The 11,738-nt window shown below is 53.8% G+C and carries 10 protein-coding genes and 1 riboswitch; of the genes, 3 read left to right on the forward strand and 7 right to left on the reverse strand.

The genetic code is table 11. The annotated features are described in order from the left end of the window. Positions 1 to 17: 17 nt before the first annotated feature. From C5Y83_RS15835 to C5Y83_RS15850, 4 genes are all read right to left on the reverse strand, one after another. Positions 18 to 1,409 carry an alkaline phosphatase PhoX gene (locus C5Y83_RS15835; protein ID WP_105330679.1) on the reverse strand — a complete coding sequence of 464 codons (1,392 nt, stop codon included), beginning with the start codon at positions 1,407 to 1,409 and terminating at the stop codon, positions 18 to 20. A gap of 119 nt (positions 1,410 to 1,528) precedes the next feature. Beyond that, positions 1,529 to 1,852, reverse strand: coding sequence for a DMT family transporter (locus C5Y83_RS15840; RefSeq protein WP_105330680.1), 324 nt, complete (start codon positions 1,850 to 1,852; stop codon positions 1,529 to 1,531). Between the two features lie 35 nt (positions 1,853 to 1,887). After that, a riboswitch (guanidine-III (ykkC-III) riboswitch) is annotated at positions 1,888 to 1,951 on the reverse strand. A 117-nt stretch (positions 1,952 to 2,068) separates the two neighbouring features. Beyond that, entirely contained in the window at positions 2,069 to 3,037 is a 969-nt protein-coding gene (locus tag C5Y83_RS15845) for a UDP-glucuronic acid decarboxylase family protein (protein WP_105330681.1), read from the reverse strand. 46 nt (positions 3,038 to 3,083) lie between these two features. Then, positions 3,084 to 4,403 carry a UDP-glucose dehydrogenase family protein gene (locus C5Y83_RS15850; protein WP_105330682.1) on the reverse strand — a complete coding sequence of 440 codons (1,320 nt, stop codon included), beginning with the start codon at positions 4,401 to 4,403 and terminating at the stop codon, positions 3,084 to 3,086. A gap of 230 nt (positions 4,404 to 4,633) precedes the next feature. Between C5Y83_RS15850 and C5Y83_RS15855 the strand changes: the two genes are divergently transcribed. Continuing rightward, complete coding sequence (locus tag C5Y83_RS15855; RefSeq protein ID WP_105330683.1) at positions 4,634 to 5,986, forward strand: sugar porter family MFS transporter; 1,353 nt, start codon at positions 4,634 to 4,636, stop codon at positions 5,984 to 5,986. Here the strand turns inward: C5Y83_RS15855 and C5Y83_RS15860 are convergent. Further along, positions 5,977 to 6,690 (reverse strand): MBL fold metallo-hydrolase, encoded by a 714-nt coding sequence (locus C5Y83_RS15860; protein WP_105330684.1) that lies wholly within the window; start codon positions 6,688 to 6,690, stop codon positions 5,977 to 5,979. The two genes, C5Y83_RS15855 and C5Y83_RS15860, sit on opposite strands and share 10 nt — an antisense overlap. A 170-nt stretch (positions 6,691 to 6,860) precedes the next feature. On the opposite strand from C5Y83_RS15860, the gene C5Y83_RS15865 reads away from it, so the two are divergent. Next, complete coding sequence (locus tag C5Y83_RS15865; protein WP_233207243.1) at positions 6,861 to 7,832, forward strand: TIGR01777 family oxidoreductase; 972 nt, start codon at positions 6,861 to 6,863, stop codon at positions 7,830 to 7,832. Here the strand turns inward: C5Y83_RS15865 and C5Y83_RS15870 are convergent. Beyond that, on the reverse strand, positions 7,807 to 10,368 hold the full coding sequence (locus C5Y83_RS15870) for a LamG domain-containing protein (protein ID WP_146117794.1): 2,562 nt from the start codon (positions 10,366 to 10,368) through the stop codon (positions 7,807 to 7,809). The two genes, C5Y83_RS15865 and C5Y83_RS15870, sit on opposite strands and share 26 nt — an antisense overlap. 132 nt (positions 10,369 to 10,500) lie before the next feature. Between C5Y83_RS15870 and C5Y83_RS15875 the strand changes: the two genes are divergently transcribed. Continuing rightward, on the forward strand, positions 10,501 to 11,085 hold the full coding sequence (locus C5Y83_RS15875) for a HEAT repeat domain-containing protein (RefSeq protein WP_105330687.1): 585 nt from the start codon (positions 10,501 to 10,503) through the stop codon (positions 11,083 to 11,085). 17 nt (positions 11,086 to 11,102) lie between these two features. Here C5Y83_RS15875 and C5Y83_RS15880 read toward each other — a convergent pair whose 3' ends face one another. Then, a complete protein-coding gene (locus C5Y83_RS15880) occupies positions 11,103 to 11,621 on the reverse strand; it encodes a DinB family protein (RefSeq protein WP_105330688.1) in 519 nt (172 codons plus the stop codon). Between the last annotated feature and the right edge of the window lie 117 nt (positions 11,622 to 11,738).

Here is an 11,738-nt window from a genome sequence, read left to right on the forward strand (position 1 = left end):
GTTTGCCACCGCTTTGACTAAACGAGCAAATCGTTCCAAGGACCAGTGATCGCGAAGGTGATCCCCGGCGTCTGGATGTTGGCGAACAACCACTTTCCGTCAGGGCTGAAGGTAGAACCAGCCCACTCCTTGTCGACAAACGAACCGGTGAGTCCGTTGATTTCACCTCGCAAGACAATGTTGTTCTCAGCGAATGTGTTCAAGCGGCCATCTTTGGTAAGCGTCAACATACGTTGCGGCAGTGGATCCTCGCCGGCGTAGTCGTTGTCTTCGCACAAAATCAAACCACCCTGGGGGCTCACGCACAGGTTATCTGGCATGTTCAGCGTACGTTTGCTGCGCGATTCGTATAGCAGCGTGACCGTTTCTTGACGAGGATCGTACTGCCAGATCTGACCTGCCTTGGCCGCACCGCCGTCGGTCGCATCGAAGTAAATCAGCCCGTTGCCGTACCAGCAACCTTCCAATCGCGAGAAGGTCGAACCACCCAGCTTCTTACCTTGCTCGTAGACCGTTTCCACCTTGGCAGTCGGATCGCTCGACTCGAGCGTTGGGTTGGCGATTCGGTGCCAGCGAACTGGGAAGCTGGATCCATCGTGGAAACCACCTTGCAGGTCGGCCTGGCCGACGACTTCCGCGATTTCCAAGGTTCCACCGGCGGCCAACTTGCCTGGCGTGTTAGGACGGAAGCGGTAGAAACCAGCTTCGCCGGCATCTTCGGTCAGGTAGACGTAGCCTGACTCGCGATCAATGGCGACCGCCTCGTGGACGAAGCGTCCCATCTCTTTGATCGGTTCGGCGGAAGCCGTTCCTTCTGCGGGAACCTCGAATACCCAACCGTGTGTCTGGCCAAACTTGGCGACATCGTTGCCATCCTTCTGGTCGACAACCGTTTCTTCACAGGTCAGCCAGCTTCCCCATGGAGTGACACCACCGGCACAATTGCGGACCGTTCCCGAGATCGCACCGTAGCTTTCAATCCAGCGATCAAGCTTGGTATCGAAGATCAGCTGCGTGCAGCCACCGGTTGCCATGTCGTCGTAAGGACGGCCCTCTTTGAACTGGAAAGGAGTACCGACGTTGCTGGTTTCGTGGTTACGCGTCAGCATCAACAGGTTGCCCGACTTGGCAACCACGCCCATCCCGTCGTGCATGGGGGGGGTCGGCTGACCGTCGTTCATTTCGTCGCCAGTCCATCCGTACGAGATGTAGCGAAACCCTTCCGGCAGTTTCAGTAGCGGCAAGCCTGTCGTCTCGTCCAAAACCGGAGCCAACGGCATCGATTGCTTGACCTTCTCGCCCAACGCGGTGCGAGCGCCCAACGTGGATAATGCCCCACCGACGGCGAAAGCTCCGAAAACGGAAAAGGTATCGCTCAGGAACTCACGACGTGATTTAGAGGCAGCCATAGGACGAATCAGGTTGTTTGTAGGGATGGATGTCGATTTCAGAAGTTTCGAAACTTACCGAATCAGCCCAGGAAGTGACAAGGGACTTAATCATTTCTTAATGGAGTTTTCCTCTTTACTTACGCAGTTGGCACACTGAACTTCAGTCCAACGATGGAAACTGCCAGTAAAGCGAGGAAAAACAACCGCCAGAGCGACACTGGCTCATTGAGAAGGGTCATCCCCAAGAGAGCTGTGCCCGCGGCCCCGATGCCAACCCAGACGGCATAGGCCGTCCCGATGGGCAGTTCTTTGGTTGCCATAGACAGCAAATACATGCTCGCCGCGAGCGTTACCAGGGTAAGAGCGGTTGGCCAGGGCTTGGTAAAACCATGGGTGTACTTCAAGCCAACGGCCCAGACAACTTCTAACGAGCCTGCCAATAACAAGATCCACCACGACATAAGACAATACTCCCACCACACGAGGTTAAACACTTCGTGCGTCGTCTTGTCCTAACCGGGTACGGCGCGTCTCGTCCGGGGCCTAACAATGGCCGATGCGAGGAATTGTAATTCGAGTCACGGGGTAATCAACGCCCCTCGCAAAAACGTGGCGGTATTCCGCATTTACTGGGGTACGGCCATAGGCTTTGCCCCACGATTCACCACTCTAAGAGGCTAGAAGTTCGGCGTGGGAGGCCGATAGTGAGACAACTCGATTCCACCGAACCAGTCAATCGTTTGCTTCAGCCCTTCGCGCAGTTGCGTGGTGGGCTCCCAATTCAGATGTTTACGAGCCAACGTGATGTCGGGCTGACGTTGTTTTGGATCGTCGGCCGGCAAATCGGTATAGATAATCTTCGACTTCGAACCCGTCATTTCCACGACGATCTCAGCGAGCTGCTTGATCGTGAACTCGTTGGGATTGCCGATATTGATTGGGCCAATCTGGTCGGATGCCATCAGCTTGATAATCCCATCTACCAAATCGTCGCGATAACAAAACGACCGCGTTTGCGATCCATCGCCATAGATAGTGATTGGCTCGCCGGTAAAGGCCTGACGAATGAAGTTCGAGATCACACGACCGTCGTACGGGTGCATCCGTGGACCGTAAGTATTAAAGATCCGCACGATCCGCACCGGCACTTTGTTCATCCGGTGGTAATCCATGCATAATGTTTCGGCCGCACGCTTTCCTTCGTCGTAACATGCTCGCGGGCCCAAGGTGTTCACGCTACCACGATACGTTTCAGGCTGCGGATGCACTTCCGGATCGCCGTAGATTTCGCTGGTCGAGGCAAACAAATAACGAGCCCGACAACGCTTGGCCATCCCTAACAGATTGATCGATCCCATCACCGATGTTTTCATCGTCTTGATAGGATTGTACTGATAATGTCCCGGAGCGGCGGGACAGGCCATGTTGTAGATCTCGTCCACTTCAAGATAAAGCGGATGGATAATATCGTGCCGGATGATCTCGAAGTTCGGATGCGACAGCAAATGCGTCACATTCGACTTCTGACTGGTGAAGAAATTGTCGACACAAATGACGTCGTGCCCCTGCTCCACCAGCTTCTCGCAAATTCGCGATCCCAAGAATCCGGCTCCGCCGGCGACCATAATGCGTTTAATCTGAGGCATCGATTTCCATTGACCCTAAACGTTGTGTTGTTGCCACCGACTAAGCTTAGCCGCACTCTAACGAACGACGACCGATCGAGAAATAACTGAAGCCGGTCTTTTCCATATCTTCGAGATCGAACAAGTTACGACCATCGAATATGACCTTTTCCTTCATCTTGGTCTTCAACTGGGCGAAGTCGGGCGTGCGGTATTCATTCCATTCGGTATTGATTGCCAGGCAATCCACCCCTTCCACCGCGTCCATGACGTTTTCGCAATACTTGTGAATCTTGTCGCCAAACATGGCCTGCACGTTTTCCATTGCTTCTGGATCGTGCACCAAGATCTTAGCTTCTTTTTCAACTAAGTATTGAAGCAAGTCGAGGGCTGGGGCCTCGCGGATATCGTCCGTCTTGGGCTTAAATGCCAATCCCCAAATGCCAAACGTCTTGCCTGCGATCTTGCCACCGTAATAGGCGTCAATCTTCCGAACTAGTGATGCGCGTTGGTGCACATTAACATCGTCCACGGCACGCATGATTCGAGGTTCCAAGTCAAGTGTTTCCGACAACGAGGTCAACGCCCGAACATCCTTCGGGAAACAGCTTCCACCATAACCCAATCCAGGAAATAAGAACTGGAAGCCAATCCGCTGATCGTGCCCCATTCCGACGCGGACGTCGTTGATGTCGGCACCAACTTTCTCGCTCAGATTAGCGATTTCGTTGATGAAGCTGATCTTCGTGGCCAGCATCGCGTTAGCTGCGTACTTCGTCAGTTCCGAGCTTTCAGGACTCATGAACAAAATCGGCTTCGCGGTCCGCAAAAGCGGAGCGTGCAGCTGACGAAGCATGTCTTCAGATTTCTTGTTTCGCACGCCGCAAACAACGCGGTCAGGGTACATGAAGTCATCGATGGCCGAACCTTCCTTGAGGAATTCCGGATTACTGGCCACGTTGCATTCGCGTCCGGTCAGTTCCTTTAGTTGGCTGAAGACCTTGGCATTCGTGCCGACCGGAACCGTGCTTTTGACGACGACCAGGGCGTCTTCTTTGAGGTGCGGTGCGATGTCTTCAACCACTTTCCACACTGCGGAAAGATCGGCGGCACCCGTATCGGATTGGGGCGTGCCGACGGCGATGTACACGACATCCGCTTCAGGAACCGCTTCAGATGCCTTCGTGGTGAACTTGAGTCGGCCTTCCTCGTAGTTTCGCAGAACCAGTTCGGAAAGACCTGGCTCGTAGATCGGGATGATGCCCTTCTTGAGACCGTCAACTTTTGCCTGGTTTACATCGATGCATGTAACATCATTGCCTAAGTCGGAGAAACAAGTTCCCGTTACCAGTCCTACGTATCCGGTACCAATGACTGACAGCTTCATCTAACTCTTCCTACTGGTGTGGACCCGACAGTTAAGACTGGTATTGTAGTCGAAGTCTCCCGGGAACAAAGTCGGCAAACCAACTATTCGGATGGGAAAAATGCGGTTCATTCGCTCTTCCCCGCAGTCAAGTCGCATACGTCCTGATAGAGTGTATAGTCAATTCCCAACAAAAACGGCGAGAAACACTCGCCAGTACACCTCATCCTAGCTCCCCACGTAACACCGCCATGAAGAATCGCGTCGTCCTTTGGTCGGTTACCGCCTCTCTAGCCGGTTTTCTCTTTGGATTCGATACCGTCGTCATATCCGGAGCAGAGAAAACGATCCAAGGTCTGTGGGATCTCAACAAGTTCCAGCACGGTTTGGCAATGAGTGCCGCCTTGTGGGGAACCGTGGTGGGGGCAGGCATCGGTGGCATTCCGACTGATGCCTTTGGCCGACGGAAGACGCTCCTTTCCATCGGAATCTTGTACTTTGTCTCAGCCGTCTGGTCTGGCCTGGCGACTGATGACATCTCGTTCATGATTGCGCGGTTCATTGGCGGCGTGGGGGTTGGTATCTCGACCGTAGCTTCGCCACTTTATATCTCCGAGATCTCCCCTCCAGGCAGCCGCGGAAAGCTGGCGGGGATGTTTCAGTTCAATATTGTGTTCGGCATCTTGGTAGCGTTGCTATCGAATTACATGATTGCTCGTATCTTGCCCGATGGCCCAAATGGTGAACCCTCAGCCGCTTGGCGATGGATGCTAGGAATCGAAGCGATTCCGGCCCTGATTTATTCGCTGATGTGCTTCACCCTGCCTGAAAGTCCTCGCTGGCTGATTGCCGAAAAGGGAGATCGCGCCGCCGGCTTGGCTGTGCTGAAGCAAGTCATGCCCGATCAATCCTCGGAGGAAGTCGAACAGCTTGCCAACGAGATCGAAGTCGCCTCGAAGCAGACGACCGTAGCGCGCCGGTTCTGGCACACCAAGCTGATGGTACCGATCATGCTGGCGTTCTTGATCGCCTTCTTCAATCAACTTTCTGGCATCAACGCGATCCTCTATTTCGCGCCTCGCATCTTCGAGCTAACCGGTCTAGGAAAAGAAGCTGCCTTACTGCAATCGGTTGGGCTCGGGGTTACGAACTTAATATTCACGTTCGTGGGGCTGGCATTGATCGATCGCTTTGGGCGCAAGACCCTCATGCTGATCGGTTCGTTCGGCTACATCGCGTCGCTGGGGTTATGTTCGTGGGCATTTCATACCGAGCATTTCTCGATTGTTCCGGCATGCATCTTCGCGTTTATCGCTGCCCATGCCGTTGGTCAGGGGGCAGTGATTTGGGTATTCATTTCCGAGATCTTCCCCAATCGTTATCGTGCCAAGGGGCAAGCACTCGGTAGTGAAACCCACTGGATCTTCGCAGCAACACTTACCCTGGTATTCCCTTACGCGGTCGAGACCTTCCAGGCGACCTATATCTTTGGCTTCTTCTGCTTCATGATGGTGCTGCAACTGGTGTGGGTGATCTTTATGATGCCAGAAACCAAAGGTGTGCCACTGGAAGAAATCGAACGGAAACTCGGCATTCACGAATGACCTGCATGCGGCGCGAGCGTGTGCCGCTCGAGCAGTTGTTCCAGCCGCTTCACATGCACTGGCGGCTCCGCAGCATCGCAATGATTGGGAAGAATACCCGCCGGTTTCAGGGCCAACGCTTTGAGGGCACTCGGCCGAATCTGCAAGGGATTCGCATTCAAGATATTCAGCGGAAACTGCGCGCGACTGCCGTAGCTGACAAACAAATCGCCGGAGAATAGTAATCGTTCCTGTTTCCACCAGAACCCCATGTGCCCGGCGGTATGCCCAGGTAAGTGGACCGCCGTGAGCCCATTGGCAACGTCCAACACGTCGCCGTCCGCCAGCCAATGGTCCGGCGTAAAACGGCGAAATGCGAGCAGCGGCCGGCCAACGGCCTCTAGCCAGCCTGTGATGCGTGTCTTACCGGTGTACTTGGCTTTCCCAACATAGTAATCCGCATCGAGACGCGGCGCAGCGATCCAGGCGTGATACTTCTTTGCCAGGTAGTTCACGTTCAAAATGTGGTCGAGATGCCCATGCGTCACCACGATCCCCTGAATTGGTTCGTCCTGCCATCCGGAGCGACGCAGCGCCCGACTTAGTAATCGGGGGCCACCAATAAAGCCACCATCGATCAGAATCAGCCCACGTGAATCACGTAGTGCATAAAAGCAGATCGCCGGGGCACGGATTTGTAAGATCGCGGGATGAATCAAACGCATACGATGCCCATCGCACAAAAGGATCGAGCTACTTCTCTTCAAGATAGCCGTAAAGCTCTCAAACGATAAGGATGCTGGATAATTCCCCTCTCTTCGTTGCCTTTGCTATCCCTTTGCGGTTAGCTTACGCAGAGCCCCTCGATCTTTATCAAAAAAGAACAGACACCGCCGTGACGACAACAATTAAGCCTCAGAGATACGTCATTGCTGGAGGCAGCGGATTCCTGGGAATCTCGTTGGCAACGAAGCTAACCTCGTTGGGACATCATGTCACGATTCTCTCTCGAAATAAGCCTCGTCCCAACGGACCATGGCAGCACGTCACGTGGGATGGCAGAACGGCAGGAGAATGGATCGACGTCTTAGAAGGTTCATCCGGATTGATCAATTTGGCCGGCCGTTCCGTTGATTGCATCAAGACACCAGACCACCAAGACGAAATCCTCCGCTCGCGGGTCGAATCAACGCAGGTGCTAGGCGCCGCCATGGGAATGTTGAGCAGCCCACCGCCGGTCTGGGTACAAATGGGAACTGCCCACATCTACGGCGATCCCCCAACATCGATTTGCACCGAACAATCTTCTTTTGGTGTGGGGCTAGCGCCGACCGTTGGCCAAGCTTGGGAAGCCGCCCTGCACAAAGCCGTGCTTCCTTCGCAGCGGGCAGTCGTCTTGCGGACGAGCTTTGTGCTGGGAACGGATCGCGGCGCAGGCGGTGGTGCGTTAACTCGACTAGCGAAAGTGGTTCGCTGGGGACTCGGTGGAAGGATCGGCAGTGGAACTCAAGGCATGAGTTGGCTTCACGAGGCAGACATGAACGCGCTCTTTCTGAGAGCACTCGAAGATGACACCATGCAGGGCGCCTACATCACGTCTTCTCCGAATCCGGTCTCACAGTCCGACTTCATGCGAACGCTCCGAAAGGTGCTAGGAGTGCCGATCGGACTGCCGGCATTTTCCTGGATGGTAAGACTTGGCGCCCATCTGATCCTGCGGACCGATCCAGATCTCGCGTTGTATGGACGTTACGTCATCCCTCGGCGTTTACAGGAAGCAAACTTCCAATTTCAGTTCCCACTGCTGGAAGACGCCTTGCGAGATCTGTTAGCTCGACCGACTACTTCACTTCCAACCAACGGATAATCCGGATTCCCTGCAATTGGCCAGCGGCGGCCAATGCTTCAATCTCTTCGGCACAAAGCGGTCGACTGTAGATACGGACATCATCGACGCGTCCATCTAAATATTGGCCACTTCCCTCGAAGACCCCCTGTCCGATTCCAAATGGAAACGAGCTGGTCCCATACGTTGTCTGACCGGCAGAAGCCAGCGAGTGACCTCCCATGGCCACAAGGGCGCCATTCACGTACAAACTGATCGCCGTGCCATCACCAACCGCCGCCACGTGAATCCATCTGCCGGTGTTGAGAATATTTGGCACAAACAACTGTCCTCCGTTAGCCGTCCACAGATGGAGTTGCGCATCCGCGTAAAGAATGCCAAATTCGATGACATCGTTTTGTCCGAAGAAAGAGGTTCCACTCCGATCGTCATCCAGATAAACCCACCCAGCGATCGTGAATTGACCGAGATTATTCAACAAACTCGATCCCGGAGAAACGTATTGCGAGCTGCCATTCAAATCGATGGCCGTGCCTAATTCATCAACATTGGACGAGTTAACTCCCAGCGTCGGAGAACCATAGTAAACCGCATTACGCCCCGCAGCACTCGAATCGTAGGCAATACTGCCGGAAGTTTCATCAAGCTTCCAGTGCCCCAAACTCTGAGAGAGCTGCGAGACTTCGGAAGCCAAGAGTTTGCGATTGTAAAGCCGAAAGTCACGCATCGCCCCTTGCCAATACTCCAGCGAGCCCGTTCGGGTACCAAATGTCAGGATGTTAGCGGCCTCTGGATTGAGCGGCTGATCGGCGATGCCGCTCTTCACAAGTTCACCATCGATGTAGACAGCGTACGTTTCGTCGTCAGAATCAAAAGTCGCCACGATGTGGTGCCAGACCATTGGATCTGGCAGTGGAGCCGAGAACGTATTGGCCACATAGGCGTCAACGAGCAAGTCGGGATACAACGTGCCGTCAACATCTTGTCGCATTTCAAAATTGCCAGACACACCCCATAACCGCTGATGAACGGCAGACGGATCGGCACTTTGAAACCAGAACGCGACCGTGCCTTCTGAAGGAGGCGTCACGTTACTTCCAGTTGCTGCTTGATCTCCCGTCCCGTCAAACGCCAAAGCGGTGTTGCCGGCACAATCAGTTGTCCACGTCGCGCCGTTGATCGTCGCATCGTTCTGAAACGCTGTGCTATCTGCCGCAACCGTGCCGGTTCCTTCGTTGAACTTCCAGTGCCCAATCAATCCGTAAATGGTTGCGACTTCCTGGTCGCTTAGTTCGTAGTTGTAAACTCGAAAGTCGTCGACAGTTCCATCGAATCGATCGGATGAACCGGTGCGGTTTCCGAGCGAAAGAAAGTTACTCGGTTGATCCGCAAGTCCAGCCGTGCCCGACTTAATCTTGGTTCCATTGAGATACAACGAGTAAGTATCCGCGTCCGAGTTATAGACCGCGACCACGTGATACCATTTATTGGCTGTATTTACGTCGTACGTATCAAAGGCACCATCATTTGCCCCAGCCCCCAAATCGAAGAACATGCGTCCATTGGAATAGAAACCAACTTCCCAGTTTTCACCATTTCCAAAAACGCGTTCCGTGGAGGTCGAGATGTTATTGCGACGCACCCAGAAAGCGACGCTTCCTTTGCTCGGTGGATCGAAGTTGTAAGATGACCTTGCGTCATTCGTTCGATTGAACGCCAGTGCTCCATCACGTGGGCCCGACGTCCATGTGGGCGTGCCAGTTTGAAATGCGGCATTGATCCCATATCCAGAGGCGTCGTTAATCACCGTCCCTGATCCTTCATCCAGTTTCCAATGCAAGATCAACTGATTGGATTGACTTGACACGGACGCGATCGCGATTGCTTGTTGCACGCCACCAAGGCCATTGCCGTTTAACGAAGACCATTGAAAGGAATCACCACCAAACGGCAATCGAATTCGTCGTCCCAGTGCGATGGAATTGCCGTTAATAGTGTTAGCGAGTGCAGCACCTTTCTCGATGAAACCTGCCGCAATCTTTCCCGTGGAAGAGATCTTGGCATACACCTGAAACGCAGGCGAAATGGTTCCTTCAATTGCGGTCCTCGGCTGAGCGGTGTTGAAGAATGGAAGATCGCCATAACCTGAAACAAACACCGTCGTTCCCGATGTAACACTTCCTTCGCTGGTCGAAATACCGAAGTCATCGTCCAATCGAAACTCTTCATATATCACACCGATCGAAACGTAACGCAGCTTCGTCCCGAGGGTTGGTGCCATCACCTCTTCCGGAACGTAAGCTAGATTCACGGCGGATGCTGCCGACTCGAGAACCGCCTGTGATTCGCCCGCCCAGATGGTCGTGACCGTGTGCCCCCAGGCCTGAAACTGCGATCGCCGAGCGGACTCTTCACTGGTCAAACTTCCATTCTGAGAAATCACCAGCAAGATTGACGCAGCCGACGCGTTCTGGACGCAAAGCCACGATGACCCGATACAGAGCATCAGCAATAACGGACGGAACGAACTTGGTTTCGACATACGCGACGAAGACACGGCAATACCCAGACAGCAAAGTTATTTTCAGGTTTTAAAAACCTAGCTTGCAGTTAGAAGGATTCAAATCGGTTCAGCCGTTACAATCGATCGAATCGCTCCATCACCCCTTCGTTTACCGAGCCCCAACCGATGCCAGATCCTTCTTCTCAACTTGATCGTCTTGAAGCCAATCAGTGGCACGCCCTATATCGTTGCCGCACTGACCCGGACCATCGAAAAAAACTTATCCCGAAACTTCAGTCGCTCCTTGAGAATCCGGAGGCAGAAATTCAGCAAGGGGCGCTCCGAGCCGTCGCCCGCATTGGGCCATGTCAGCAGGTTGGTGCCCTGGCCACGCTGGTCCCCTTCGTCGCCACGCTCAGTCAGAGCGAAGATCTGCTCACTCGAAAAACGGCAATTGGCTGCTTGCACAACATCGGAGGCGATCATCCTCAATCAGCCGTGCCTGCATTGATCAAGGCTTGTGATGATCCGCAATTGTTAGAGGGTGCTTTGCTCGCCCTCGTCGACTTCAAGAAAGCAGCCTCCCCTGCTCTGCCCCTCTATCATCGCCTGGCCGGTCACAAGCAAGCCAAGATCCGCCGTTTGGCCTTGCGAGGTTTAGCCGCCATGGAGGCAGGCGACAAACGTAGTCGAGAGATCATTCAGGCCGCACTTCACGACAAAAGCCAAGCGGTGCGGCAATTGGCCGAGAAGCTCTCGGCATCGAATTAGACGGACAGTTCCAGAATCTAGTCATCACGCCAGCCTGATCCGACCCAGGGAATATCAATTTCCCAATCAAGCCGTAATCGTAAGCTCATTTGGGCGGCGTGATGCTGGATGTGCCGCAAGTTGTAGACATGCAATTCCGCCCGACTGAACTTCTTCGGCGGAAAATCACATGGCGCTGTCAAAATCTCAGCTGTTTCGGCCGCCAAAGTTTGTCGTGCCTTTTCGCGACAGAACGCAAGGTAGACGTTGATATCATCCCGAGTGTAGAGCAGCACCTGAACGCGTGGCTCCATCTCTTCGTAATCACGAAAGAAGTCCGGGTGCTGCTGATGAAATGCTTGCTGCTTGAGCGCCGCTTCATTCTCACCGAGATAGAAGTCGGTAAAGAACAACGTGTGAAATGCCACCTGGCAGAACTTCATGTTGGCGACCGGTGCGTTCCACGCCTCTACGGGGCACGCAGCAATCGCCTTGCCCAGCGTGCACAACGTCGCTTCGTACTGATGCGCAAGCAGTTCTTTCATAGCATCCAGCATGGCAAATTTTCTCTACGATCAATTTCAAATGACTACTTGCCGGTCCCACGTTGCAGAAGCTGTCAACTTAACATGCTCTTGGTGAAGTGGCACCTCAGATCACCGTTTCCTTGCAAG

This window comes from Blastopirellula marina, from assembly GCF_002967765.1.
GTDB lineage: Bacteria > Planctomycetota > Planctomycetia > Pirellulales > Pirellulaceae > Bremerella > Bremerella marina_A.